Raw genomic sequence first — 26,773 nt, 5'->3', positions numbered from 1 at the left:
TGGATCAATCGCAGCACTTCAACTTGCTTCTTCTCGTGCTCACTGCTCACGCTGCCGGCGGAAACCGGTTGGGCGCGGCGCTGGTTCTTTGCCAGCAGCACAAAATGGTCGCGAATTGTGGAGTGCGAAACATCGATGGCAGAGTTGCCGTCTGTCGGCAACTTCTGAAAGTAGGTGCGCCACTCTTCTGGCACAGCGTTAGGGTCGTGCAGGTAGAGCTCGTAGAGCTCTTCCACATAGGCAGCGTTACTACCGGATAGGTAGGCGCTGTTCCACATGCGCTGCATCACGCTTTCTTGCATGCTTGGTCACCCTCGGTTAGGGGAACACCATCGGCGAAGACACCGAGCGAGCTTGCAGAAGTCCGAGTGCAGCGACCAAAACAAGCCACTTAGGATCACGCTGATAGTCCGGGTACCAGCCCGGATGCCCCTGCTTGTCTCATTTCTTCAAAATAAGAGCTGCAGCTTTATGGGCTACTGCTCTGGTTATAGCCAGGGCGCGGGTTGAAGCCCGCGCCTTGGCCTCTACGGGTACAGCGGTCCTGCATTTACTACTGCTGAATCACACGCCGCTTTGCAGAAGCATGTTACGAATGTGACCGATGGCCTTAGTCGGGTTCAGGCCTTTCGGACAAACGTTGACGCAGTTCATGATGCCGCGGCAGCGGAATACGCTGAACGGATCATCCAGTGAAGCCAGACGCTCGGACGTCTTGGTGTCGCGGCTGTCTGCCAGGAAGCGGTACGCTTGCAGCAGGGCAGCTGGACCCAGGAACTTGTCCGGGTTCCACCAGAAGGACGGGCACGAAGTCGAGCAGCAAGCGCACAGGATGCACTCGTACAGACCGTCGAGCTTTTCACGCTCTTCAGGGGACTGCAGACGCTCGATGGCCGGAGCCGGCGTATCGTTCTGCAGGTAAGGCTTAACCTTCTCGTATTGCTTGTAGAAGATGCTCATATCGACGACCAGGTCACGGATAACCGGCAAACCTGGCAGAGGACGAACGATCAACTTGTTACCTTTTACGACAGCGGACAGCGGCGTAACGCACGCCAGGCCGTTTTTGCCGTTGATGTTCATGCCGTCGGAACCGCAAACACCTTCACGGCAAGAGCGACGATAGGAGAAACCCTCGTCCTGCTCTTTGATCAGGGCCAGCACGTCCAGCACCATCAGGTCTTTACCACCGGTATCGACCGAAAATTCCTGCATGAACGGCGCGGCGTCCTGATCAGGGTTGTAACGATAAACGCTGACTTTCAACATGGCGGCCACCCTTAATAAGTCCGAATCTTAGGTTCAAAAGTCGGAACAGTCTTCGGCGAGAAGTTCACAGCACGCTTGGTCACGCGCTTGTCACCCGGGAAGTAGAGGGTGTGGCACAGCCAGTTTTCGTCGTCACGGTCTTCGAAGTCTTCACGGGCGTGAGCACCGCGGGACTCTTTACGTACTTCGGCAGCGATGGCGGTGGCTTCAGCCACTTCCAACAGGTTCTGCAGTTCCAGAGCTTCGATCCGCGCAGTGTTGAACGCCTGCGACTTGTCGTTGATCTTGACGTTGGCGATGCGCACGCGCAGGTCAGCCAGCTGGGCAATACCCTTCTGCATGTATTCGCCGGTACGGAACACACCGAAGTAGTTCTGCATGCAGCTTTGCAGCTCGCGACGCAGGGTTGCCACGTCTTCGCCATCAGTACGCTCGTTCAGAGCGGACAGGCGCGCCAGGGCAGTTTCGATGTTGGCGTCGGTGGCCTCATCGTATTCGATGCCGTCGGTCAGTGCTTTTTCCAGGTGCAGGCCAGCAGCGCGGCCGAATACCACCAGGTCGAGCAGCGAGTTGCCGCCCAGGCGGTTGGCACCGTGAACCGATACGCAAGCTACTTCACCTACAGCGAACAGACCTGGAATGATCTGATCCACGCCTTCGTCGTTCTGGGTGATCGCCTGGCCGTGAATGTTGGTCGGAACGCCGCCCATCATATAGTGGCAAGTCGGAACAACCGGAACCGGAGCAACAACCGGGTCAACGTGGGCAAACGTCTTCGACAGTTCGCAGATGCCTGGCAGACGGCTGTGCAGCACTTCCTCGCCCAGGTGGTCGAGCTTGAGCATTACGTGGTCGCCATTCGGACCGCAACCGTTGCCAGCGATGATTTCCTTAACCATCGAGCGAGCAACCACGTCACGACCGGCAAGGTCCTTGGCGTTCGGAGCATAACGCTCCATGAAACGCTCGCCGTGCTTGTTGATCAGGTAACCACCTTCACCACGGCAACCTTCGGTCACCAGTACACCGGCGCCGGCGATGCCGGTCGGGTGGAACTGCCACATTTCGATGTCTTGTACCGGAACACCAGCACGCAGAGCCATGCCAACGCCGTCACCGGTGTTGATCAGGGCGTTGGTGGTGGACGCGTAGATACGACCTGCACCGCCGGTAGCCAGAACGGTGGCCTTGGCACGGATGTAGGTGGTTTCGCCGGTTTCGATGCAGATAGCGATTACGCCGACGAACTCGCCTTGACCATTCTTTACCAGGTCAACAGCGTAGTACTCGTTCAGGAACACGGTACCGGCTTTCAGGTTGCCCTGATAAAGGGTGTGCAGCAGCGCGTGACCGGTACGGTCGGAAGCGGCGCACGTACGGGCAGCCTGCCCGCCTTTGCCGTAATCCTTGGACTGACCGCCGAATGGACGCTGGTAGATACGACCCTGTTCAGTACGGGAGAACGGCATACCCATGTGGTCCAGCTCGTAGACAGCGGCCGGGCCTTCCTGACACATGTATTCGATAGCGTCCTGGTCACCGATGTAGTCGGAACCCTTGACGGTATCGTACATGTGCCAGCGCCAGTCATCGTTCGGATCCGCAGAAGCGATGGCGCAGGTGATGCCACCCTGGGCCGATACAGTGTGCGAACGCGTCGGGAAAACCTTGGTGATCACGGCAGTCTTGTGACCGCCTTGTGCCAGTTGCAGCGCTGCGCGCATGCCAGCACCGCCGCCACCAATGATGATGGCGTCGAAAGAAATCGTTGGAATGTTAGCCATGAATCAGATACCCCAGAGAATCTGCACACCCCAGACGAAGTAAGCGTACATCGCTACGCCGCATACTGCCTGGAAAAGGAAACGTACTGCAGTCGCGGACTTGCCCAGCGCCATTGGCGTCAGGTAGTCGGTCGCGATGGTCCACATGCCGACCCAGGCGTGAGCGCCCAGGGCCACCAGGGCCAACAGACTGAAGATACGCATCCAGTTGCTTGCGAACAGCTCGTGCCATTGGGCGTAGCCAATGCCAGGGTTCGCGACGAGGTACCCGATCAGGAAAATGAAATAAGCCGCGAGAACGACCGCAGACACACGTTGTGCCATCCAGTCATAGAGGCCCGAACGCGAAAGGTTCGTAACGCTGGTTACCATATCCAAACTCCTGCCAGAACGATCAACACCACGGAAACGGCGATGATAATTTTCGAGCCCAGGCGGCCGCCTTCCAGCGTCTCACCGATGCCCATATCCATGATCAAGTGGCGCACACCGGCTACCAGGTGATACAGCAGAGCGGACAGGAGGCCCCATGCTACGAACTTGGCCAGCGGGCTGGTCAAGCATGCCTTCACCTCGGCGAAACCTTCCTCGGAACCCAGGGATTTGCCCAATGCATACAGCATGAAGCCAAGGCCCAGGAAGAGGATGATGCCGGAAACACGGTGAAGAAACGACGTAACGCCGGTGATGGGGAGTTTGATGGTCCTTAGGTCTAGGTTTACAGGTCGTTGGCTATTCACGGCTTTTTTTTCACACTGAAGAGCCCCTAACAATCAGGGCAAAGTTGTTGGGGAGTGCACTGGTCAGGTAACCACCACCCAGGGATGCGACCCCCATCAAAACAGGCCCAAAAGCCCTTGGCGGTCGGCTGCCGAGTATAGACAGTTAGGTTACTAATGACAACGCAAACACCTTCCCCTAATAGCTGATTGCGCAAGCAGGATAAAAGGCGTAAATGGCAGGCAATTTCGAGGAAAAAGTGTGGTTAAAGCCTTCTGGGGCAAGACTTTAGGCAAATTGACATTCGAATTTATCTCACTATAGTGGTGCGGGCCCTGCGTGGGGGGTCTGTCTGATGATTTCAAGCATAAATAGGAGGCCACATGGCTGACAAAAAAGCGCAGTTGATCATCGAGGGCGCAGCCCCCGTCGAGCTGCCCATTTTAACCGGCACCGTTGGTCCCGATGTTATCGACGTCCGGGGCTTGACCGCCACGGGCCGCTTCACCTTTGACCCGGGTTTCATGTCGACCGCTTCTTGCGAGTCGAAGATTACCTATATTGACGGCGATAACGGCATCCTGCTGCACCGCGGCTACCCGATCGAACAACTGGCTGAAAAGTCGGACTACCTGGAAACCTGCTACCTGCTGCTCAACGGCGAACTGCCGACCGCAGAGCAAAAGGCCCAGTTCGTCGGCACCGTGAAGAACCACACCATGGTTCACGAGCAGCTGAAGACCTTCTTCAACGGCTTCCGTCGCGACGCCCACCCGATGGCGGTCATGTGCGGCGTAGTCGGCGCTCTTTCGGCCTTCTACCACGACTCCCTGGACATCAATAACCCGCAGCATCGCGAAATCTCCGCGATCCGCCTGGTTGCCAAGATGCCAACCCTGGCAGCGATGGTTTACAAGTACTCCATGGGCCAACCCATGAAGTACCCGCGCAACGACCTGTCGTACGCGGAAAACTTCCTGCACATGATGTTCAACACCCCGTGCGAGATCAAACCGATCAGCCCGGTACTCGCCAAGGCCATGGACCGGATCTTCATCCTCCACGCCGACCACGAGCAGAACGCATCGACTTCCACCGTCCGCCTGGCAGGCTCCTCGGGTGCCAACCCGTTTGCCTGTATCGCTGCCGGCATCGCCGCACTCTGGGGCCCGGCTCACGGCGGCGCCAACGAAGCGGTACTGACCATGCTTGACGAAATTGGCGATGTCTCGAACATCGACAAGTTCATCGCCAAGGCCAAGGACAAGAACGATCCGTTCAAACTGATGGGCTTCGGTCACCGCGTTTACAAGAACCGCGATCCTCGCGCGACTGTAATGAAGCAGACCTGCGACGAAGTACTGAAGGAACTGGGGATCAACAACGATCCGCAACTCGAACTGGCCATGCGCCTGGAAGAGATCGCCCTGACCGACCCGTACTTCATCGAACGCTCGCTGTACCCGAACGTCGACTTCTACTCGGGGATCATCCTCAAGGCGATCGGCATTCCAACCAGCATGTTCACCGTGATCTTCGCCCTGGCACGTACTGTCGGCTGGATCTCGCACTGGAAAGAAATGCTCTCCAGCCCGTACAAGATTGGCCGCCCGCGCCAGTTGTACACCGGCTACGAGTCGCGTGACATTACCAAGCTGGAAGACCGCAAATAAGATTTGTCTTGCGATGAAGTCTTAAGTTGTACCGGGAACGGCCTCTATTTATATAGGGGCCGTTTTTGTTTGTGCTGGGGTTGGTATTTTTTGGGGTTGGGGGCATATCCGTTTCTTAGGGTGCTGCCGCTGGCGGTTTCGCTCTTACAGCGACTCACTTTTCCAAACGCCGAAAAGTAAGCAAAAGGCTTTGCCCCTGGCGTACGGCACTTCGCTGAGGCTCAGTGTTCCCTCGCTACGGTGTCCATCCGGGGGCATCGCCTACGGTTTGCTTCGCTGCACCTCCTCTCGATGAATGCGGCTACGCCGCACGGCGCTGCGCGCCTACCCCCTGATGAACACCTTCGCTCGGCCTGCCGATGGGGCAAAAGATCAAAAGCCGAAGCCAAAGCAAGATCACAAGCCAGATCAAGAGCCCCTCACCACTCAATAGGCCGAGTGTCAGCTCGCCTGCTAGTTAAAAACTGTTGCCTATGTGCGTGAACTGATTTGTAACCCATGTGGGTGAGTCATACCGCAAGCGTTTTTTGCTTACTTTTTTTGGCGTTTGAAAAAAAGTGAGTCGCCGTAAGGGCGAAACCCTAAGCAGCCCTAACCGCAGCAACGGATATACACCCAATAAAAAACACACCAAAGCCCGATAACCGCCCACAAAAAAACGCCCCGATCTCTCAACCGGGGCATTCAGCACAACATTACAAAACCATCAAACCATCAATGCGAAACCGCCCCGCTCGCCCCCAACCCAGTCTGCGACCGCACAAATTGCGGGAAGAACAGCGCCCGCTCATTGTCCGCAGCCGCCGACTTGTCAGTGATCGAGAAGAACCAGATCCCGACAAACGCAATAATCATCGAGAACAACGCCGGGTACTCGTAAGGGAAGATCGCCTTCTCGTGATGCAGGATCTGCACCCAGATGGTCGGCCCAAGCACCATCAAGCCAACGGCACTGATCAGACCCAACCAGCCACCAATCATCGCCCCACGAGTGGTCAGCTTCTTCCAGTACATGGAAAGCAGCAGCACCGGGAAGTTACAGCTGGCCGCAATGGAGAAGGCCAGGCCCACCATGAACGCAATGTTCTGGCTTTCGAACAGAATACCCAGGCCAATCGCCAGCACCGCCAAAGCGATAGTGGTGATCTTCGAAACACGAATCTCATCCTTCTCGTTGGCCTTGCCCTTCTTGATCACACTGGCATACAGGTCATGGGACACCGCCGAAGCACCGGCCAGGGTCAGACCCGCCACAACCGCCAGAATGGTCGCGAACGCCACTGCCGAGATGAAGCCCAGGAAGATGCTACCGCCAACCGCGTTGGCCAAATGCACCGCCGCCATGTTGTTGCCGCCCAACAGCGCGCCAGCAGCATCTTTGAAGGCCGGGTTGGTGCTCACCAGCAAGATCGCGCCGAAGCCGATGATGAAGGTCAGGATGTAGAAGTAACCAATGAAGCCAGTCGCGTACAGCACGCTCTTACGCGCTTCTTTTGCGTCGCTCACTGTGAAGAAACGCATCAGGATGTGCGGCAGGCCAGCAGTACCGAACATCAGAGCCAGACCCAGCGAGAACGCCGAAATCGGATCTTTCACCAGGCCGCCCGGGCTCATGATCGCTTCACCTTTAGGGTGAACCTTGATCGCCTCGGAGAACAGCATGTTGAAGTCGAAGTTGACGTGTTTCATCACCATCAGCGCCATAAATGAGGCACCGGACAGCAGTAGCACCGCCTTGATGATCTGCACCCAGGTAGTCGCCAGCATGCCGCCGAACAGCACGTACATACACATCAGCACACCGACCAGGATCACCGCAACGTGGTAGTCCAGGCCGAACAGCAACTGGATCAGCTTACCGGCACCGACCATCTGTGCGATCAGGTAGAACGCCACCACCACCAGCGAACCGCAGGCAGACAGGGTGCGGATCTGGGTTTGCCCAAGGCGGTAGGACGCCACGTCGGCAAACGTGTACTTACCCAGGTTACGCAGACGCTCGGCGATCAGGAACAGAATGATCGGCCAGCCCACCAGGAAGCCGATCGAATAGATCAGGCCGTCGTAGCCGGAGGTGAACACCAGCGCGGAAATCCCCAGGAAGGACGCTGCCGACATGTAGTCGCCGGCAATCGCCAGGCCGTTCTGAAAACCGGTGATCTTGCCGCCCGCCGCATAGTAGTCGGCCGCCGAGTTGTTTTTCTTCGAGGCCCAGTAGGTGATGCACAACGTAGCGCCGACAAAGGCCACGAACATCAGGATTGCGGGAATGTTCAGCGGCTGTTTGGCCACCTCACCGGTCAGGGCGTCAGCCGCCCAGGCACCCGGCGCGAACGCTGCAACGCTCAATAGAGCCAATAGACGCCGGATCATTGCTTGGCCTCCTTCAGAATTGCATTGTTCAGATCGTCGAACTCGCCGTTGGCGCGTCGCACATAGATACCGGTCAGGATGAAGGCCGACACAATCAGCCCCACACCAATCGGAATGCCCCAGGTGATCGACGACTCAGGGCTGATTTTTGCCCCCAGTACGTGCGGCCCGTAAGCGATCAGAAGAATGAATCCGGAGTACAGCCCAAGCATGATCGCCGAGAGAATCCAGGCGAACTTTTCTCGTTTGCGAACCAGCTCCTTGAAGCGCGGGCTGTTTTGAATCGAGAGGTAAATGCTGTCGTTCATTGTTTTTATCCTCGCAGCACAGATTTTAGTTGGAACGTTATCCACTCTATGCGGCTCAAGGAGAGGTTCCAGACGACCTTAGTCTTAGAACCAGATGTCGCTTTCGCCAATTTGCCCCGCAGATAAAAACCACTGCTTTAGCGCCAGAAACACAAAGGCCCGCTTGGCAAAAATGCCAAACGGGCCTGGAAGATGCTGACTAGACGCGTCGAATCAAATCACTTGATCCACTCGGCGACGCGCTCAGGGTGTTTCGCGACCCAATCCTTGGCCGCTGCGTCAGGCTTGGCACCATCCTGAATCGCCAACATTACTTCACCAATTTCGTCCTTCGAAGCCCATTGGAAGTTGTGCAGGAACTTGGCCACTTCCGGCGCCTTGGCTTCCAGGCCCTTGCTGCCGATGCTGTTGACGGTTTCCGCCGCGCCATACACGCCTTTTGGATCTTCAAGGAAACGCAGTTTCCACTTGGCGAACATCCAGTGCGGCACCCAGCCGGTCACGGCAATCGAGTCTTTCTTGTCTTCGGCGCGAGTCAGCTCGGCAATCATTGCGGCGCCGGAACTGGCTTGCAGTTTGTAATCGAGGCCGTAGTCCTTGATGGCCTGGTCGGTCTTGAGCATTACCCCTGAACCGGCATCGATGCCCACGATCTTGTTCTTGAAGGTAGTGTCGGTCTTGAGGTCGGCAATCGAGACAGCCTTGACGTACTCCGGCACGATCAGACCGATTTTCGCGTCCTTGAAGTTGGGGCCGTAGTCGACCACCTTGTCCTTGTTCTTGGCCCAGTACTCACCATGGGTCACTGGCAACCAGGCCGAAAGCATGGCATCGAGCTTGCCGGTGGCCACACCCTGCCACATGATCCCGGTCGCCACGGCCTGCAGTTTCACGTCGTAGCCCAGCTTCTGCTTGATCACTTCCGCCGCCACATGAGTGGTCGCCACGCTGTCGGACCAACCGTCGACATAGCCGATGCTCAGGGTTTTGCTGTCGGCTGTCGCCAGAGTAGAGCCCATCGCCAATGCCAGAACGGCACCGGCGCCTAAGAGTCGTCGCATCTTCATCGTTACTTCCCCGAAAGTGCTGCGCCCGACGGATGCCGAGCGGCGTCAACGTATTGTTATGGTGCACAGCGCCCCCATCACGCTTCACCGCAAACTCGTTCGAACATCAGCGGAGTACTGATGCTTCGATCATCAACCTCGCGCCCAAGGGGACCTGCTCTGTCAGCGACCTCAAGGCAGCGAGAAACGACATCAGAAAGCCAGTAACGTCAGCTATCGGTAAAACCCCGGCCGATCCCGCCCGAACCTTGCATGGCAAAACCACCTAACGCCCAGACCGCCGGTAAATGCAGGTAAGATGCGCGGCTTTGCTCCCAGACGGTCTGACCATGCCCGCCACCGCGCGTTTTCCTTTTTTAGCTTATGCATTTGCCTGCCTGCTCGGCCTGTTTGCCCTCGGCGGCTACTGGTACGGCCTTGGCCAACCGGTGCTGCTGCCGGACGTTGCCAGCGCCACGCACAAACTGCAGTGCGCCTCCTATACCCCCTTCGACAAGGACCAGTCGCCGTTCGATCAGCCGTTCAACCTGCGCCCCGAGCGCATGGACGCCGACCTGGCCCTGCTGGCAACCCGCTTTGAATGCATTCGTACCTACTCGGTGACTGGCCTTGAAGCGCTGCCGGCACTGGCGCGCAAACATGGCCTGAAGCTGATGATCGGCGCCTGGGTCAACAGTAACCCGGTGGACACCGCCAAGGAAATCGAGCTGCTGATTGCCGAGGCCAATGCCAACCCGGACGTGGTTTCGGCGGTGATCGTCGGTAACGAAGCGCTGCTGCGCAAGGAAATCACCGGCCCGCAACTGGCCAAGCTGATCAAGCACGTCAAGCAGAACGTCAAGCAACCGGTGACCTACGCCGACGTCTGGGAATTCTGGCTCCAGCACCCGCAGATCGCCCCCGAAGTAGACTTCCTGACTATCCACTTGCTGCCGTACTGGGAGGATGACCCTTCCAATATCGATGCCGCCTTGCAGCATGTTGCCCAAGTGCGCCAGGTGTTCGGCAACCGCTTCGCGCCCAAGGACGTGATGATCGGCGAAACCGGCTGGCCCAGCGAAGGTCGCCAGCGTGAGACTGCCCTGCCCAGCCGCGTCAACGAAGCGCGCTTCATCCGCGGTTTTGTCGCCATGGCCGAGCAGCAAGGCTGGCACTACAACCTGATCGAAGCCTTCGACCAGCCGTGGAAACGTGGCAGCGAAGGCGCGGTGGGCGGCTATTGGGGTCTGTTCGATGCCGATCGCCAGGACAAGAATGTCCTCGCAGGCCCGGTCAGCAACCTGCCACTCTGGCCACAATGGCTGGCGGTGGGCGGGCTGATCTTCCTCGCCACGCTGTTGCTCGGTGGTCGCGTACGCAGCACCCGTGCAGCCTTGGTGCTGCCGCTGCTGGGCGCCGTGGCGGCCTGTTCTATCGGTACCTGGGGGGAACTGGCGCGAGTCACCGGCCGCTCGCTCGATGAATGGCTGTGGGCCGGCCTGCTGGTCGCGCTGAACCTGCTCGTCCTGGCCCACGCGGCGCTGAGCCTGAGCACCCGCACCGGTTGGCGCGAGCGCGCGTTTGAGGCAGTGCAACGACGTGCAGGCTGGTTACTGGCTGCTACCGGCTTTGCGGGCGCGGTAATGATGCTGGGGCTGGTGTTCGAACCCCGCTATCGCAGCTTCCCCAGCGCCGCCTTGCTGTTGCCGGCACTGGTCTACCTGATTCGCCCGGTGAGCGCACCGCGCCGCGAAATCGCCTTGCTGGCGTTCATCATCGGTGCCGGCATCGCCCCACAGCTGTACCGTGAAGGCCTGCTCAACCAGCAGGCCTGGGGCTGGGCGCTGGTCAGCGGCTTGCTGGTGGCTGCACTGTGGCGCAGCCTGCGGGTACGCCGCGGTTGATTTTCAGCAGTCCTGTGCCCGCGATTCGATTAGTCAGGCGCCACGCGGCGCCCTGACCAACCGCAACCCCGCAATCACCACCGCAAACACCGCCAGGCCGGTGTTGTACAAGGCCAGTGCGGGAAAGCCCAGTACCAGCGCCAACACCGCCAGCCACCAGCCAGCACGACCCGGCAGCACAAACCCCAGCACTGCCGCCGCCAATGCGCCCCAGCCCATGACCTTGAAGTGAATCAGCAGCCCCAGGTTTGCGCGTAACTGGCATTGCCAGCGATTCGCCTCGTCGACACAAATCCCCACCCACTGGGCATCTTCCATAAAGCCATAACGCACGCCATAACTGGCGGCCAGCCACAACGGCAGGACAATGAGCAGCAAAATCACGGGCAAACGGCTGGACATGAAGCACTCCGATAGGCAAAAACGGCGCCCAGCTTAATCCCCCCGCGAAACGACGCAAGGAAGATCAACAGATATCTGGTCATCAAATACCGGCAAAGTGTATCGTCCAGCTACTATTACCCACCATAAGGCCTGTTTGGTGCCGATCCATGGCACTTTGGCGCATAACCTGTGGTCATAGCCTGCGAACTTCATTAGGCACCTTCCTCTAAGGGATTTAGTCATGCTCCGTTCCTTGCGCTTCGCTGCCGTATTCGGCGGCCTTATCCTGAGTGCGTCCGCACTGGCGGCAGATATCGATGCCGCCAGTTATGGCTACCCGCTTACCAACCCGTTTGAAGCGACTATTGCCACGACACCTCCGGACCTTAGGCCAGAGCTGCCCCTGGACGAAGACATCAACCAATCGGATCACAGCCTGACCCTGCGCCCGGAACGCCAGTTCCAACTGCCGGACAACTTCTGGGCCGTGAAGAAACTCACCTATCGCATGGCCACCCAGGATCACGCGGCACCGCTGATCTTCCTGATCGCCGGCACCGGCGCCCGCTACGACAGCAGCCTCAACGAATACCTCAAGCGCCTGTACTACAAGGCCGGCTACCACGTCGTCCAACTGTCCTCGCCCACCAGCTTCGACTTCATCAGCGCAGCGTCGCGCTTCGCCACCCCGGGCGTAACCAAGGAAGATGCCGAAGACCTGTACCGCGTGATGCAAGCGGTACGCGCGCAGAATCCGAAACTACCGGTGACCGACTATTACCTCACCGGCTACAGCCTCGGCGCCCTGGACGCGGCATTTGTTGCTCATCTGGACGAAACCCGACGCAGCTTCAACTTCAAGAAAGTCCTGCTGCTCAATCCGCCGGTCAACCTCTACACCTCCGTCACCAACCTGGACAAGTTGGTGCAAACCGAGGTCAAGGGCATCAACACCAGCACCACCTTCTATGAACTGGTGCTCAACAAGTTGACCCGCTACTTCCAGCAAAAAGGCTACATCGACCTCAACGACGCCCTGCTCTACGACTTCCAGCAATCCAAGCAGCACCTGACCAACGAACAGATGGCCATGCTGATCGGCACCTCGTTCCGCTTCTCCGCGGCCGACATCGCCTACACCTCGGACCTGGTCAACCGTCGTGGCCTGATCACTCCGCCCAAGTACCCGATCACCGAAGGCACCAGCCTCACGCCGTTCCTCAAGCGTGCACTGCAATGCGACTTCGACTGCTACCTCACCGAGCAGGTGATCCCGATGTGGCGCGCCCGCACCGACGGTGGCAGCCTGCTGCAACTGATCGACCAGGTCAGCCTCTACGCGCTCAAGGATTACCTGCAAGCCAGCCCGAAAATCGCCGTCATGCACAACGCCGACGACGTGATCCTCGGCCCTGGCGACCTCGGCTTCCTGCGCAAGACTTTTGGTGACCGCCTGACGGTCTACCCTCACGGCGGCCATTGCGGCAACCTCAACTACCGCGTCAACGCCGACGCCATGCTGGAGTTTTTCCGTGGCTAAACCTCTCCTGCTTCTCGCCGCGTTACTGTGCGCAGGCTATGCCAATGCCGACAACAGCAAGGCCAACGAACCCACAGTGGTCGACCCGGATGGCTTTACCGAGCCATTGACCAAACTCAAGTTCAACCCGGGGCTGGACCAGCGCGAATTCGAGCGCTCGACCCTCAGTGCGCTGAACGTCTATGACCCGCTGGAGTCGTGGAACCGTCGGGTCTACCACTTCAACTACCGCTTCGATCAGTGGGTATTCCTGCCCGTGGTCGACGGCTACCGCTACATCACCCCAAGCTTCCTGCGCACCGGCGTCAGCAACTTCTTCAACAACCTGGGCGACGTGCCCAACCTGGTGAACAGCCTGCTGCAACTCAAGGGCCAGCGCTCGCTGGAGACCACCGGCCGCCTGCTGCTCAACACCACCATCGGCATCGCCGGGCTGTGGGACCCGGCGACCGCCATGGGCCTGCCGCGCCAGAGCGAAGACTTCGGCCAGACCCTGGGCTTCTACGGCGTTCCGGGTGGCGCCTACTTCATGCTGCCGATCCTCGGCCCTTCCAACCTGCGCGACACCGGCGGGCTGGTGGTGGACTACAGCGCAGAGTCGGCGATCAACTTCCTCAACGTGGCTGAAGTCAGCTCCAACCACCCGGAAGTCTGGATCCTGCGCGGCGTCGACAAACGCTACCAGACCAACTTCCGCTACGGTCAGATGAACTCGCCGTTCGAGTACGAGAAGGTCCGCTACGTGTACACCGAAGCACGCAAGCTGCAGATCGCCGAGTAACGTTTGCGGTGATAAAAAAGGCCATTCGATGCAGATCGAATGGCCTTTTTGATTTTCCAGCCACAGCATCAGCTTTTGACAGATTTCCAGATCTTGCTCACCACCATCACCCCCGCCAACACCACCGCCCCCGCGACAATCCCGGCCACCGCATTGAGCAGGCTCGGCACGATCCACGACCAGCCGCCAACGCTCTGGCTCACGCCTTCGATCCAGTGATGCACGACCGGTACGCCGTGGGTCAGGATCCCGCCACCGACCAGGAACATCGCCGCAGTGCCGATCACCGACAGGCTTTTCATCATGTACGGCGCAGCCCGCAGGATCGCGCCGCCGATGCCCTTGGCAATCTGCGAAGGCTTCTGGGTCAGCCACAGGCCCAGGTCGTCGAGCTTGACGATACCCGCCACCAGGCCGTAGACGCCGATGGTCATGACCAGGGCAATGCCCGACAGCACGATCACCTGCTGGGTCAGCGGCGCATCCGCCACGGTGCCCAGGGTAATGGCGATGATCTCCGCCGAGAGAATGAAGTCGGTACGCACTGCGCCCTTGATTTTGTCCTTCTCGAACGCCACCAGGTCGACCGCCGGGTCCGCGACCGCCTCGACCAACTGCGCATGCTCGGCCTGATCCTGCGCCGGGCTGTGGAGAAACTTGTGCGCCAGCTTTTCAAAGCCCTCGAAACACAGGTAGGCGCCGCCGAGCATCAACAGCGGCGTCACCAGCCAGGGCACGAACGCACTGATGGCCAGCGCCGAGGGCACCAGGATCAACTTGTTGATGAACGAGCCCTTGGCCACCGCCCAGACCACCGGGATTTCCCGCTCGGCCCGCACGCCGCTGACCTGCTGGGCATTGAGCGCCAGGTCGTCGCCAAGCACGCCCGCAGTCTTTTTCGCGGCCATCTTGGTCATCAGCGCGACGTCATCGAGCACGGCGGCGATATCGTCGATCAGCAACAACAAACTACTTCCTGCCATGGCTCATGGTTTCCTTCGGGAATGGATGTTGCGCAGCATAGCCTGCCATCGGGGCAATGGGCATTCTTGAGCGCTGCGCAAGGCCGGTGCTACCATGCGCGACCGCCAGTATCGGCAAGGAACACCTTGGTTTATGAGTACTATCCGCGAGCGCAACAAAGAACTGATCCTGCGTGCCGCCAGTGAAGAGTTTGCCGACAAAGGCTTCGCTGCGACCAAAACCAGTGACATCGCGGCCAAGGCGGGTTTGCCCAAGCCCAACGTCTATTACTACTTCAAGTCCAAGGAAAACCTCTACCGCGAGGTTCTGGAAAGCATCATCGAGCCGATCCTGCAGGCCTCGACGCCGTTCAACGCCGATGGCGTACCCAGCGAGGTGCTCAGCGGCTACATCCGCTCCAAGATCCGCATCTCCCGCGACCTGCCATTTGCCTCCAAGGTGTTTGCCAGCGAGATCATGCACGGCGCACCGCACCTGAGCACCGACCTGGTCGAACAGCTCAACGGCCAGGCCAAGCACAATATCGAGTGCATCCAGACCTGGATCGACCGCGGCCAGATCGCCCCGATCGACCCCAATCACCTGATGTTCAGCATTTGGGCAGCAACCCAGACCTACGCCGACTTCGACTGGCAGATCTCCGCCGTAACCGGCAAGGCCAAGCTCGACGAAGAAGACTACGAAGCCGCCGCGCAGACCATCATCCGCCTGGTGCTCAAGGGCTGCGAGCCGGACTGATAGACCGCTGCGCGGCCTTCGCTGGCAAGCCAGCTCCCACAGGTTTCCCTGTAGAATTCAAATTCTGTGAGCCACACATATCCCTGTGGGAGCGGGCTTGCCCGCGATGGCGGCAACTGGGAGTGGATCAGACCCAAATCGCATCCCACAAAGGATAGTCGCCAAGACGCTTTACAAGCCCAGCGCGCAACGGGTTGGCAACGACATACCGCGCCATCTTCACCAGATCCTCATCTCGCCTCAGTGCTCGATCGTGATAGCCCTGCTGCCAGAGTGGCCCGTGCCTGGCTGTGGAAAGGTTCACCTCCCGCGTAGTCAGTGATTTGGTGTGCCGCATCAGACTACTGAGTGAGCATTTCTCCAATTCCACCAACCAGTGGAAATGGTCAGGCATGACAACCCAAGCCAATGAGTTTGCCAATCCCAGGCTTTGCGCCTTCCGAAATTGATGCACTACCAATCTGCCCAAAGCGTAATCGGCGAAAACCGGTTCTCGGCCAAGCGTATTGGTGGTCAGTAAATAGATTCGATTGGGTTCGGCATAGCGACCCATGCGTAGACGATGTGAAGCAGGTGAATCCGGCATTCCTTTGCCACTCTCATGATGAAGTCATGAGAAGGCTAGCCCCGGAAGCGCTGGATGATCATGCGGACCTTTAGCTGGATGTGTCCCGTCGATAGCCATCGCGGGCAAGCCCGCTCCCACAGGGTCTGATGGTGTACATAAAATATGTGAGCACCTTCGACCATTGTGGGAGCAGGCTCACTCCTACAGGAGATTCTGGCATTCAGACAATCTTGTGTCCGACCACAAACCCTGTGGGAGCGGGCTTGCCCGCGATAGCGATCGATCAGCCGCCGCAGATCAAGCCGCTACCCCCGCATCCGCCCGCAACCCCAGCGCCTCGATCGCATTGATCGCGCACTGCTCGTCGATATCCGACAGATCCCCGCTGATGCCCACGGCTCCCAGCACATTGCCCTGCTGATCACGAATCAGCACCCCGCCCGGCGCCGGCACCACACTGCCCTGCCCCAGGCTATTAAGCGCGGCGATGAAGGCGGGGCGTTGCTGGGCGTCCAGTGCCAACAGGCGCGAGCCCTTGCCCAGCGCGATCGCGCCCCAGGCCTTGCCGATGGCGATCTGCGGGCGCAGCAGGCTGGCGCCGTCCTCACGCTGTAGGGTGATCAAATGCCCACCGGCATCCAGTACCGCGATGGTCAGGGGCGCTGCCGTAATGGCACGTCCCGCGGCAATGGCCTGACTGGCCAGGTTAACTGCGACTTTCAAGGTTAGAGCGCTCATGGTGCCGTCCTCATATTGTTTTTCACAAAGCCGTGGGACGCGGGTGGGTGCCGCAGTCCGATGCAACAAATAGAACACAATGAAGTATTTTTTTGTATACAATAATTTTCGAAAAGCGCCTCATGCGACGAAACGCCACAGTGTTTATGGGCTTTAGCCGAATGAAACAAGCGCTTGAGAAAATGGATTGACCTGCGCCATCCGCCGTGAATACACTCTGCGCAAAGCCACTTGTATACAATTACAAAACGTAAAGAGGCACAAAACCATGAGCAAAATGAGAGCAATCGAAGCCGCCGTTCTGGTGATGCGCCGTGAAGGGGTTGATACCGCTTTTGGCATCCCGGGAGCCGCAATCAACCCGCTGTACTCCGCCTTGCAAAAGGTCGGCGGCATCGATCACGTCCTCGCTCGCCACGTTGAAGGCGCCTCGCACATGGCCGAGGGCTACACCCGCACCAAGGCCGGCAACATCGGCGTGTGCATCGGCACCTCCGGCCCTGCCGGTACCGACATGGTCACCGGGCTCTACAGCGCCTCGGCCGACTCGATCCCGATTCTGTGCATCACCGGGCAAGCACCCCGCGCCCGCATGCACAAGGAAGACTTCCAGGCTGTCGACATCACCACCATCGTCAAGCCGGTGACCAAGTGGTCGACCACCGTCATGGAACCGGGCCAGGTGCCTTACGCGTTCCAGAAGGCCTTTTATGAAATGCGCTCCGGCCGTCCAGGCCCAGTGCTGATCGACCTGCCGTTCGACGTGCAGATGGCCGAGATCGAATTCGACATCGATGCCTACCAACCGCTGCCGTTGGCCAAGCCGAGCGCGACCCGCGTGCAGGTGGAAAAAGCCCTGGCCATGCTCGATCAAGCCGAGCGTCCATTGTTGGTGGCCGGTGGTGGCATCATCAATGCCGACGCCAGCGAGCTGCTGGTAGAGTTCGCCGAACTGACCGGTATTCCAGTCATTCCGACCCTGATGGGCTGGGGCACGATCCCCGATGATCACCCATTGATGGTCGGCATGGTTGGCCTGCAGACGTCGCACCGCTACGGCAACGCCACCCTGCTCAAGTCCGACGTGGTGCTGGGCGTCGGTAACCGTTGGGCCAACCGCCACACCGGTTCGGTCGACGTGTACACCGAAGGTCGCAAGTTCATTCACGTCGACATCGAACCGACCCAGATCGGCCGTGTGTTCACCCCGGACCTGGGCATCGTCTCCGACGCCGCCGCCGCGCTGACCGTGTTCATCGAGGTTGCTCGTGAGTGGCACGCAGCCGGCAAACTGAAAAACCGCAGCGCCTGGCTGCAGGACTGCCAGCAGCGCAAGGCCAGCCTGCACCGCAAGACTCACTTCGACAACGTGCCGGTCAAGCCACAGCGCGTCTACGAAGAGATGAACCAGGTGTTCGGCAAAGACACCTGCTACGTCAGCACCATTGGCCTGTCGCAGATTGCCGGCGCGCAGTTCCTGCACGTCTACAAGCCGCGCCACTGGATCAACTGCGGCCAGGCCGGCCCACTGGGCTGGACCATTCCGGCAGCGCTGGGGGTGGTCAAGGCTGACCCGAGCCGCAAGGTTGTGGCACTCTCGGGCGACTACGACTTCCAGTTCATGATCGAAGAACTGGCGGTGGGCGCGCAGTTCAAACTGCCGTACATCCACGTGGTAGTGAACAACTCGTACCTGGGCCTGATCCGTCAGGCGCAGCGCGGTTTCGACATGGACTACTGCGTGCAGCTGTCCTTCGATAACCTCAACGCACCGGAGCTCAACGGCTACGGCGTAGACCACGTCGCGGTTGCCGAAGGCCTGGGTTGCAAGGCCCTGCGGGTCTTCGAACCCGCCGAAATCGCCCCTGCCCTGCGCAAGGCGCAAGCGCTGATCGAGGAGTTCAAGGTGCCGGTGATCGTCGAGATTATCCTGGAACGCGTGACCAACATTTCCATGGGCACCGAGATCAACGCCGTCAACGAATTCGAAGACCTGGCGCTGGTCGGCAACGACGCGCCGACCGCGATTTCGATGCTCGATTAATTTGTAGGATCGTTCTCGCATCCTGTGGGAGCGAGCTCGCTCGCGATTGCGTACTGCCATTCAGTATCCATGTCGACTGACACACCGCTATCGCGAGCAAGCTCGCTCCCACAGGGATCCGGGAACGCTCACCAGAGATTTACAGGAGTCCACCATGCCGCGTTTTGCAGCCAACCTGTCCATGCTGTTCACTGAACAGGATTTTCTTGCCCGCTTCGAAGCGGCCGCCAAGGCCGGTTTCAGTGGCGTCGAATACCTGTTCCCGTACGACTTCAGCTCCGCCGAAATCAAGGCCCAGCTGGAGGCCCACGGCCTGACCCAAGTGCTGTTCAACCTGCCCGCCGGTGACTGGGCCAAGGGTGAACGCGGGATCGCCTGCCACCCCGATCGCGTGGAAGAGTTCCGCGCCGGTGTCGACCTGGCCATCGCCTACGCCAAAGTGCTGGGCAACACCCAGGTCAACTGCCTGGCCGGCATTCGCCCACAGGGCGTCGACGATGCCACGGTGCAAGCAACCTTCGTCGCCAACCTCAAGTTCGCCGCCGACAAGCTGCAAGCAGCCGGCCTAAAGCTGGTGATGGAAGCCATCAACACCCGTGACATCCCGGGTTTCTACCTGAACAACACCGCGCAGGCGTTGTCGATTCGCGAACAAGTGGGCAGTGCCAACCTGTTCCTGCAATACGACATCTATCACATGCAAATCATGGAGGGCGACCTGGCCCGCACCATGGCGGCGCACCTGGGCGAGATCAACCACATCCAGCTGGCCGACAACCCGGGCCGCAACGAGCCGGGCACCGGTGAGATCAACTACCGCTTCCTGTTCGAACACCTGGACCGCATCGGCTACCAGGGTTGGGTTGGCTGTGAATACAAGCCGCTGACCACCACTGAAGCAGGCCTGGGTTGGCTGAAAACCCACAACGCAATCTGACACTGAACCCTGTAGGAGTGAGCCTGCTCGCGATGAGGCCAGCACATTCGACATTGATGTTGCCTGACATACCGCTATCGCGAGCAAGCCGCAAGCGGGCACTCGCTCCTACAAAAAGCTACGCCCCTATTTGCTTGAGCAAGACAAAACAAGAGGATTTTCTCATGGCTAAAATCGGATTTATCGGCACCGGCATCATGGGCCACCCAATGGCGGCAAACCTGCAGAAAGCCGGGCACAGCCTGTTCCTTTCGCAACACCACGACGCAGCCCCTGCCGATCTGATCGCTGCTGGCGCCGTTGCCCTGGCGAACCCGAAAGAAGTCGCCCAGGAAGCCGAATTCATCATCGTCATGGTCCCCGATACCCCTCAGGTCGAGGACGTGCTGTTCCGTGCTGATGGCATTGCAGCCGGTGTTGGCAAAGGCAAAGTAGTGATCGACATGAGCTCGATCTCGCCAACCGCAACCAAAGCCTTCGCTGCACGGATCAATGAAAAAGGCGCGCAGTACCTCGACGCCCCGGTGTCCGGCGGTGAAGTGGGTGCCAAGGCTGCGACCCTGAGCATCATGGTCGGTGGCGATGCCGATGCCTTTGAACGCGCCCTCGCGCTGTTCCAGGCCATGGGCAAGAACATCACCCTGGTCGGCGGCAATGGCGACGGTCAAACCGCCAAGGTAGCGAACCAGATCATCGTTGCGCTGAATATCCAGGCCGTGGCCGAGGCCCTGCTGTTCGCCTCGAAGAACGGCGCCGACCCAGCCAAGGTTCGCGAAGCACTGATGGGTGGCTTTGCCTCCTCGAAGATCCTTGAGGTCCACGGCGATCGCATGATCAAGGGCACCTTCGATCCAGGCTTCCGCATCAGCCTGCACCAGAAGGACCTGAACCTGGCCCTGCAAGGCGCCAAGGAACTGAACATCAACCTGCCCAACACCGCCAATACCCAGCAAGTGTTCAGCACCTGCGCGGCCATCGGTGGCAGCAACTGGGACCACTCGGCGCTGATCAAGGGCCTGGAGCACATGGCGAATTTCTCGATTCGCGATAAATAAGCCTTTGGTGCCACCCGCTCTCCCTGTGGGAGCGGGCTTGCCCGCGATCGAATCGCCGCGGTGTACCTGATAAACCGCGTCGCCTGAATCGCAGGCAAGCCAGCTCCCACCAGGGCCCGAGTTGCCCACACATGTTCGCTCTATCCCAATAACAAGAATTCCGGGAGCCCGCCATGTCGGTCGATCCGCAACAATTCCTGCGCGACCTGTTCGCCACCGCCATCGACGCGGCCCATCCGCAACAGGTCCTCGAAGCTCATCTACCCAAAGACCGCAGCGGTCGAGTCATCGTCATCGGTGCCGGCAAAGCCGCGGCCGCCATGGCCCAGGTGGTCGAGCGCTGCTGGCAGGGTGAAGTGTCCGGGCTGGTCGTCACCCGCTACGGTCACGGCGCGCCCTGCGAAAAAATCGAAGTGGTCGAAGCCGCCCACCCGGTGCCCGATGCCGCCGGCCTGGCCGTGGCCAAGCGTGTACTCGAACTGGTCAGCAACCTGAATGAAGACGACCGGGTGATCTTCCTGCTCTCCGGCGGCGGCTCGGCATTGCTGGCATTGCCCGCAGCCGGCATCACCCTCGCCGACAAGCAGGCCATCAACAAGGCCCTGCTCAAGTGCGGCGCGACCATTGGCGAGATGAACTGCGTGCGCAAGCACCTCTCCGCCATCAAGGGTGGCCGCCTGGGCAAAGCCTGCTGGCCGGCCACGGTGTACACCTATGCCATTTCCGATGTCCCGGGCGACCTCGCCACCGTGATCGCCTCCGGCCCGACCGTGGCCGACCCGAGCACCTCCGGCCAGGCCCTGGACATTCTCAAGCGTTACGCCATCGAGGTTCCGGCTTCGGTGCGCAGCTGGTTGCAAAGCCCCGAATCGGAAACGGTAAAACCCGGTGATCCGAGCCTGGCCCGCAGCCATTTCCAACTGATCGCCCGCCCCCAGCAATCCCTTGAAGCCGCGGCAGTGAAAGCCCGCCAGGCCGGTTTCAGCCCACTGATCCTCGGAGACCTGGAAGGCGAGTCGCGCGAGGTGGCAAAGGTCCACGCCGGCATCGCCCGCCAAGTGGTGCTGCACGGCCAGCCGCTGGCCGCACCCTGCGTGATCCTGTCCGGTGGCGAAACCACCGTGACCGTGCGCGGCAATGGCCGTGGCGGACGCAACGCCGAATTCCTGCTGAGCTTGACCGACAGCCTCAAGGGCCTGCCAGGCGTCTACGCACTGGCCGGTGATACCGACGGCATCGACGGCTCCGAAGACAACGCCGGCGCCCTGATGACCCCGGACAGCTACGCCCGCGCCGCCGCCCTGGGCCTGAGCGCCAGCGCCGAGCTGGACAACAACAATGGCTACGGTTACTTCGCCGCGCTCGACGCCCTGATCGTCACCGAGCCGACGCGCACCAACGTCAATGACTTCCGCGCCATCCTGATCCTCGAGAACCCAAAACATGACGCCTGACAAAAAGGTCAAAATCCTCGCCACCCTGGGGCCTGCCACCGACGGCATCGAAGACATCCGCGAACTGGTACTGGCTGGGGTCAACATCTTTCGCCTGAACTTCAGCCATGGCGATCATGCCGACCACGCCCAGCGCTACCAGTGGATCCGCGAAGTCGAGCGCCAGCTCAATTACCCACTGGGGATCCTGATGGACCTGCAAGGTCCGAAGCTGCGGGTCGGCAAGTTCGCCGAAGGCAAGGTGCAACTGGTGCGTGGCCAGGCCCTGCGCCTGGATCTCGATCCGACGCCGGGCGATGCCCGCCGGGTCAACCTGCCCCACCCGGAAATCATCGCGGCGCTGGAGCCGGGCATGGACCTGCTGCTGGACGACGGCAAACTGCGCCTGCGGGTGGTCAGTAAATACGCCGACGCCATCGACACCACGGTGCTCAACGGCGGCGAGCTGTCGGATCGCAAAGGCGTCAACGTGCCGCAAGCGGTGCTCGACCTCAGCCCGCTGACCGCCAAGGACCGTCGTGACCTGAGCTTCGGCCTGGAACTGGGGGTGGACTGGGTGGCCCTTTCCTTTGTCCAGCGTCCCGAGGACATCCGCGAGGCCCGCGCCCTGATCGGCGACAAGGCGTTCCTGATGGCGAAAATCGAGAAGCCTTCGGCAGTCGAGCAACTGCGCGAAATCGCCGAGCTGAGTGACGCGATCATGGTCGCCCGCGGCGACCTGGGAGTGGAAGTGCCGGCCGAAAGCGTGCCGCAGATCCAGAAAGACATCATCAGCACCTGCCGCCAGTTGGGCAAACCGGTGGTGGTGGCGACCCAGATGCTCGAGTCCATGCGCTTCTCCCCGGCACCGACCCGCGCCGAAGTCACCGATGTCGCGACCGCCGTGGCCGAAGGCACCGACGCGGTGATGCTGTCGGCGGAAACCGCCTCCGGTGAATACCCGCTCGAAGCCGTGCAGATGATGAGCAAGATCATCCGTCAGGTCGAAGCCGGCCCGGACTATCAGGCGCAACTCGACGTCAGCCGACCGAAAGCCGAAGCCACCACCTCGGACGCCATCAGCTGCGCCATCCGCCGCATCAGCAACATCCTGCCGGTGGCGGTGCTGGTGAACTACAGCGAGTCGGGCAGCTCGAGCTTGCGCGCGGCGCGGGAGCGGCCGGCGGTGCCGATCCTCAACCTGACCCCGAACCTGTCGACGGCGCGGCGCCTGAGCGTGGCCTGGGGCGTGCACTCGGTGGTCAACGACCGCTTGCGCCAAGTCGACGAGGTCTGCTCCACCGCTCTGGAAATCGCCCAGGCCCAAGGCATGGCCCAGCGCGGCGACACCTTGTTGATCACCGCCGGTGTGCCTTTCGGCCAGCCGGGATCGACTAACTCGTTGCGTATCGAGACGTTGATCTAGAGCGCCCATACCGGCTCCATCGCCAGCAGGCTGGCTCCCACATTTGTTTTGGGTCGATCTCAGAATCAAGACTGAACCAAGATTCAGTGTGGGAGCCAGCCTGCTGGCGATCAGCCGGGGTCACGCTCGACCAATTCGCTCCCTTTGATCTTGCAGAACTGCCATGCCTGCCAACCACTTCAACAGCCACTGCCCCGACTGGGCGACTGCGCTGCTCAACGGCTTCAGCCAGATCTTCCTTCAGCGCAATCCGCTGTGCGGCCTGCTGTGCCTCTGCGCCATCCTGTTTACCGCGCCGGCCTTGCTGGGCGGTGCGTTACTGGGCGGGGTCGCGGGACTGCTCACCGCGCAACGCCGCAACTATGCCAAGGCCGATCGCCAGGCCGGGCTTTTCAGTTACAACGGGGTCTTGCTCGGCTTGCTGCTGAGCCTGTATTTCCCCTGGTCGGCGCTGCTGCCACCACTGATCCTGGCCGCCGGCGGCCTGAGCGCAATGATCACGCAACAGTGGCTCAAACGGGTGCGAGTCAGCCAATACCTGCCGGCCTACACCACACCCTTCGTCGTGCTGAGCTGGCTGCTGCTGTGTTTCGCCACGCCCCCGACAACCGCGCACTTGATCGAAGTCAACTCGCTGAACATGCTCGCAGCCCCCTTCAAAGGAATCGGCCAGGTGATGTTCCTCGGGCATCCGCTGGCCGGTGCGCTGATTGCCGGCGGATTGCTGATCGCCGACCGCCGCGCCTTCTGCTGGGCGTTGCTGGCCTCTGTCGCAGGCATGGGCTGGAGCATGCTGCACCACGACTTCTACAGCGCATTGCTCGGCCTCGGAGGCTACAACGCCGTGCTCGCCGCCCTCGCCCTCAGCTCGCAACGCCAGCAACCGTGGTTGCCGCTGCTCGGCATAACCTTGGCCTTGTTGCTGACACCGCTGTTTGCCGCCATCGGCCTGCCCACGTTGACCGCGCCGTTCATTGTTGCCTGCTGGCTGCTGCGCAGCGCCGTGCAAATGTTTGCGAAGACCGCTGTCGCCCATACGCCTTGCACTCTGGAGGAGAATCAACCTAGGCTGCGCTGATCATCGATTCAGGCGTTTTCCATGGACAGCAGCAAAAACTGGCGCGAAGAACTTCACGTCATCGTGTTCCAGAGCGACACCCAGGCCGGACGGCGCTTCGACGGCATCCTGCTGTTGATCATCCTCGCCAGCCTGGTGATTGTGATGCTCGACAGCATCGACAGCATCCACCGCGACTATGCCAACGTGCTGGCCTACATCGAGTGGGGCTTCACCTTGATCTTCGCCATCGAGTACGGCTTGCGCCTGTACTGCTCGCCCAAGCCGTTGCGCTATGCGTTCAGCTTCTATGGACTGGTCGACCTGCTGGCGATCGTGCCGGGGATACTCGCCCTGTACTACAGCGACGCCCAGTACCTGCTGATTATCCGCATCATCCGTATGCTGCGGATCTTCCGCGTACTCAAGCTCAGCCCCTACCTCAAGCAAGCCAACTACCTGATGGCGGCGCTGCGCGGCAGCAAGCAGAAGATCGTGGTGTTCCTGGTCAGCGTGTGCACCCTGGTGACGGTGTTCGGCACCCTCATGTACGTGATCGAAGGCCCGCAGAACGGCTTCACCAGCATCCCCAAGGGCATCTACTGGGCGATCGTCACCCTGACCACCGTGGGCTTCGGCGATATCGTGCCCAAGACGCCCCTGGGCCAGGTGATCTCCTCGCTGGTGATGATCACCGGTTACTCGATCATTGCCGTGCCGACGGGCATCTTTACCGCAGAACTGGCCAACGCCATGCGCGGCGAGCAACTGCAACACGACTGCCCGGTGTGCAAGAAAAACAGCCATGAGCACGGCGCAGCGTTCTGCTCACGTTGTGGTAATGCGCTATTTAAGAAAATCGAATAAGCAAAGTACTTTTTAATCTTTAAAGAGCTATAGAGCCCCGGCTATAGTCGACGGCAAAATGCCTTCACTCTCTCGAACAAAAGGAATGTGCAGTGAAAAAGATCTTTGGCGCCTCACTCCTGGCCGCTGGCCTGACCCTCGCTAGCGTGGCTCAAGCCGCACCAACCCTGCTTAACGTTTCCTACGACGTGATGCGCGATTTCTACAAGGACTACAACACTGCCTTCCAGAAACACTGGCAAGCCGAGCACAACGAAACCATCACCCTGCAGATGTCTTTCGGCGGCTCCAGCAAACAGGCACGTTCGGTGATCGACGGCCTGCCGGCTGACGTCATTACCATGAACATGGCCACCGATATCAATGCCCTGGCCGACAACGGCAAACTGGTCCCGGAAAACTGGGTTACCCGCCTGCCGAACAACAGCGCACCGTTTACCTCGGCCACCGTATTCATCGTCCGCAAGGGCAACCCCAAGGCCCTGAAAGACTGGCCCGACCTGCTCAAGGACGGCGTGCAGGTGATTGTGCCCAACCCGAAAACCTCGGGTAACGGCCGCTACACCTACCTGTCTGCCTGGGGCTACGTGCTGAAAAACGGCGGCGATGAGAACAAGGCCAAGGACTTCGTCGGCAAACTGTTCAAACAAGCCCCGGTCCTCGACACCGGCGGCCGTGCGGCCACTACCACCTTCATGACCAACCAGATCGGCGACGTGCTGGTGACCTTCGAGAACGAAGCGGAAATGATTGCCCGCGAATTCGGTCGCGACCAGTTCGAAGTGATCTACCCAAGCGTCTCCGCCGAAGCCGAGCCACCGGTCAGCGTGGTCGACAAAGTCGTCGACAGGAAAGGCAGCCGTGCCGCTGCCGAGGAATACCTGAAGTACCTGTGGTCCCCAGAAGGTCAGGAAATTGCGGCCGCCAACTACCTGCGCCCACGTGACCCGGCGGTGCTGGCCAAGTACACCGACCGTTTCCCGAAAGTCGACTTCCTGTCGGTAGAAAAAACCTTCGGTGACTGGCGTACCGTGCAGAAGACCCACTTCAACGACGGTGGGATTTTCGACAAGATCTACAGCGGCCAATAAGCTGCACTGAAACGAAAAAAGGCGACCTGCGGGTCGCCTTTTTTTGTCGCTGC

24 protein-coding genes and 1 pseudogene are annotated in these 26,773 nt (G+C 60.0%); 13 read left to right on the top strand and 12 right to left on the bottom strand.

Going from position 1 to position 26,773, the window contains the following annotated elements; genetic code table 11:
• The 5 genes and pseudogenes from ACIOVD_RS16930 to sdhC all read right to left on the bottom strand — a co-directional run.
• A pseudogene (locus ACIOVD_RS16930) lies at positions 1–302 on the bottom strand (2-oxoglutarate dehydrogenase E1 component); the annotation flags it as partial.
• Between the two features lie 262 nt (positions 303–564).
• Positions 565–1,269, bottom strand: coding sequence for a succinate dehydrogenase iron-sulfur subunit (locus tag ACIOVD_RS16925; protein WP_046032887.1), 705 nt, complete (start codon positions 1,267–1,269; stop codon positions 565–567).
• A gap of 11 nt (positions 1,270–1,280) precedes the next feature.
• The gene (gene sdhA / locus ACIOVD_RS16920; RefSeq protein ID WP_095167533.1) at positions 1,281–3,053 is read right to left on the bottom strand and encodes a succinate dehydrogenase flavoprotein subunit; all 1,773 of its coding nucleotides are present in this window, start codon (positions 3,051–3,053) and stop codon (positions 1,281–1,283) included.
• A gap of 3 nt (positions 3,054–3,056) precedes the next feature.
• On the bottom strand, positions 3,057–3,425 hold the full coding sequence (gene sdhD, locus ACIOVD_RS16915) for a succinate dehydrogenase, hydrophobic membrane anchor protein (protein WP_401129170.1): 369 nt from the start codon (positions 3,423–3,425) through the stop codon (positions 3,057–3,059).
• Entirely contained in the window at positions 3,419–3,793 is a 375-nt protein-coding gene (gene sdhC, locus ACIOVD_RS16910) for a succinate dehydrogenase, cytochrome b556 subunit (RefSeq protein ID WP_095167532.1), read from the bottom strand. The genes sdhD and sdhC overlap by 7 nt, the downstream gene beginning before the upstream one ends.
• A gap of 363 nt (positions 3,794–4,156) precedes the next feature.
• On the opposite strand from sdhC, the gene gltA reads away from it, so the two are divergent.
• On the top strand, positions 4,157–5,446 hold the full coding sequence (gene gltA, locus ACIOVD_RS16905) for a citrate synthase (protein ID WP_401129168.1): 1,290 nt from the start codon (positions 4,157–4,159) through the stop codon (positions 5,444–5,446).
• Positions 5,447–6,160: 714 nt separating this feature from the next.
• Here the strand turns inward: gltA and ACIOVD_RS16900 are convergent.
• The 3 genes from ACIOVD_RS16900 to ACIOVD_RS16890 form a co-directional block, all read right to left on the bottom strand.
• Positions 6,161–7,819: a cation acetate symporter gene (locus tag ACIOVD_RS16900; RefSeq protein ID WP_095172029.1), complete on the bottom strand. Its 1,659-nt coding sequence runs from the start codon at positions 7,817–7,819 to the stop codon at positions 6,161–6,163.
• Positions 7,816–8,127 carry a DUF485 domain-containing protein gene (locus ACIOVD_RS16895; RefSeq protein WP_095143815.1) on the bottom strand — a complete coding sequence of 104 codons (312 nt, stop codon included), beginning with the start codon at positions 8,125–8,127 and terminating at the stop codon, positions 7,816–7,818. The genes ACIOVD_RS16900 and ACIOVD_RS16895 overlap by 4 nt, the downstream gene beginning before the upstream one ends.
• 218 nt (positions 8,128–8,345) lie before the next feature.
• The gene (locus ACIOVD_RS16890) at positions 8,346–9,194 is read right to left on the bottom strand and encodes a glycine betaine ABC transporter substrate-binding protein (RefSeq protein ID WP_095172027.1); all 849 of its coding nucleotides are present in this window, start codon (positions 9,192–9,194) and stop codon (positions 8,346–8,348) included.
• A 287-nt stretch (positions 9,195–9,481) separates the two neighbouring features.
• On the opposite strand from ACIOVD_RS16890, the gene ACIOVD_RS16885 reads away from it, so the two are divergent.
• Entirely contained in the window at positions 9,482–11,077 is a 1,596-nt protein-coding gene (locus ACIOVD_RS16885; RefSeq protein ID WP_401129165.1) for a glycosyl hydrolase family 17 protein, read from the top strand.
• Between the two features lie 33 nt (positions 11,078–11,110).
• Here ACIOVD_RS16885 and ACIOVD_RS16880 read toward each other — a convergent pair whose 3' ends face one another.
• Positions 11,111–11,479 carry a hypothetical protein gene (locus tag ACIOVD_RS16880; RefSeq protein WP_401129163.1) on the bottom strand — a complete coding sequence of 123 codons (369 nt, stop codon included), beginning with the start codon at positions 11,477–11,479 and terminating at the stop codon, positions 11,111–11,113.
• A gap of 223 nt (positions 11,480–11,702) precedes the next feature.
• Here ACIOVD_RS16880 and ACIOVD_RS16875 point away from each other — a divergent pair, with 223 nt between their 5' ends.
• Together ACIOVD_RS16875 and ACIOVD_RS16870 are read left to right on the top strand one after the other, a co-directional pair.
• The gene (locus tag ACIOVD_RS16875; protein ID WP_401129161.1) at positions 11,703–13,001 is read left to right on the top strand and encodes a serine/threonine protein kinase; all 1,299 of its coding nucleotides are present in this window, start codon (positions 11,703–11,705) and stop codon (positions 12,999–13,001) included.
• Positions 12,994–13,782, top strand: a complete 789-nt coding sequence (locus ACIOVD_RS16870) for a VacJ family lipoprotein (protein WP_095172020.1) — start codon at positions 12,994–12,996, stop codon at positions 13,780–13,782. Before ACIOVD_RS16875 ends, ACIOVD_RS16870 begins: the two co-directional genes overlap by 8 nt.
• 68 nt (positions 13,783–13,850) lie before the next feature.
• Here ACIOVD_RS16870 and ACIOVD_RS16865 read toward each other — a convergent pair whose 3' ends face one another.
• A complete protein-coding gene (locus tag ACIOVD_RS16865; RefSeq protein ID WP_095172018.1) occupies positions 13,851–14,765 on the bottom strand; it encodes a DUF808 domain-containing protein in 915 nt (304 codons plus the stop codon).
• A gap of 133 nt (positions 14,766–14,898) precedes the next feature.
• On the opposite strand from ACIOVD_RS16865, the gene ACIOVD_RS16860 reads away from it, so the two are divergent.
• Positions 14,899–15,504 carry a TetR/AcrR family transcriptional regulator gene (locus ACIOVD_RS16860; protein WP_320333923.1) on the top strand — a complete coding sequence of 202 codons (606 nt, stop codon included), beginning with the start codon at positions 14,899–14,901 and terminating at the stop codon, positions 15,502–15,504.
• Between the two features lie 127 nt (positions 15,505–15,631).
• On the opposite strand, the gene ACIOVD_RS16855 is transcribed toward ACIOVD_RS16860, so the two are convergent.
• Positions 15,632–16,090: an REP-associated tyrosine transposase gene (locus tag ACIOVD_RS16855; RefSeq protein WP_401129158.1), complete on the bottom strand. Its 459-nt coding sequence runs from the start codon at positions 16,088–16,090 to the stop codon at positions 15,632–15,634.
• 279 nt (positions 16,091–16,369) lie between these two features.
• The gene (locus ACIOVD_RS16850; RefSeq protein WP_095169937.1) at positions 16,370–16,810 is read right to left on the bottom strand and encodes a heme-binding protein; all 441 of its coding nucleotides are present in this window, start codon (positions 16,808–16,810) and stop codon (positions 16,370–16,372) included.
• Between the two features lie 268 nt (positions 16,811–17,078).
• On the opposite strand from ACIOVD_RS16850, the gene gcl reads away from it, so the two are divergent.
• The 8 genes from gcl to ACIOVD_RS16810 all read left to right on the top strand — a co-directional run bounded on the left by gcl (position 17,079) and on the right by ACIOVD_RS16810 (position 26,720).
• On the top strand, positions 17,079–18,854 hold the full coding sequence (gene gcl / locus ACIOVD_RS16845) for a glyoxylate carboligase (protein WP_095169938.1): 1,776 nt from the start codon (positions 17,079–17,081) through the stop codon (positions 18,852–18,854).
• 154 nt (positions 18,855–19,008) lie between these two features.
• Positions 19,009–19,791 (top strand): hydroxypyruvate isomerase, encoded by a 783-nt coding sequence (gene hyi, locus ACIOVD_RS16840; protein WP_182343913.1) that lies wholly within the window; start codon positions 19,009–19,011, stop codon positions 19,789–19,791.
• Between the two features lie 164 nt (positions 19,792–19,955).
• The gene (locus ACIOVD_RS16835) at positions 19,956–20,846 is read left to right on the top strand and encodes a 2-hydroxy-3-oxopropionate reductase (RefSeq protein ID WP_320333922.1); all 891 of its coding nucleotides are present in this window, start codon (positions 19,956–19,958) and stop codon (positions 20,844–20,846) included.
• Between the two features lie 173 nt (positions 20,847–21,019).
• Positions 21,020–22,300 (top strand): glycerate kinase, encoded by a 1,281-nt coding sequence (locus ACIOVD_RS16830; protein WP_095169941.1) that lies wholly within the window; start codon positions 21,020–21,022, stop codon positions 22,298–22,300.
• Positions 22,290–23,705 carry a pyruvate kinase gene (pyk, locus tag ACIOVD_RS16825; protein WP_095169942.1) on the top strand — a complete coding sequence of 472 codons (1,416 nt, stop codon included), beginning with the start codon at positions 22,290–22,292 and terminating at the stop codon, positions 23,703–23,705. Before ACIOVD_RS16830 ends, pyk begins: the two co-directional genes overlap by 11 nt.
• Positions 23,706–23,868: 163 nt before the next feature.
• Entirely contained in the window at positions 23,869–24,783 is a 915-nt protein-coding gene (locus ACIOVD_RS16820) for an urea transporter (RefSeq protein ID WP_159994430.1), read from the top strand.
• Between the two features lie 21 nt (positions 24,784–24,804).
• Positions 24,805–25,629, top strand: coding sequence for an ion transporter (locus ACIOVD_RS16815; RefSeq protein WP_095169944.1), 825 nt, complete (start codon positions 24,805–24,807; stop codon positions 25,627–25,629).
• Positions 25,630–25,721: 92 nt separating this feature from the next.
• Entirely contained in the window at positions 25,722–26,720 is a 999-nt protein-coding gene (locus ACIOVD_RS16810) for a sulfate ABC transporter substrate-binding protein (protein WP_095169945.1), read from the top strand.
• Positions 26,721–26,773 lie beyond the last annotated feature (53 nt).

Origin of the sequence: Pseudomonas sp. NPDC087626 (genome assembly GCF_044743405.1) — a bacterium.
Classification (GTDB): Bacteria; Pseudomonadota; Gammaproteobacteria; order Pseudomonadales; family Pseudomonadaceae; genus Aquipseudomonas.
Note: the sequence above shows the minus strand (reverse complement) of the source record. Positions and strands in the feature narration are given on the sequence as shown.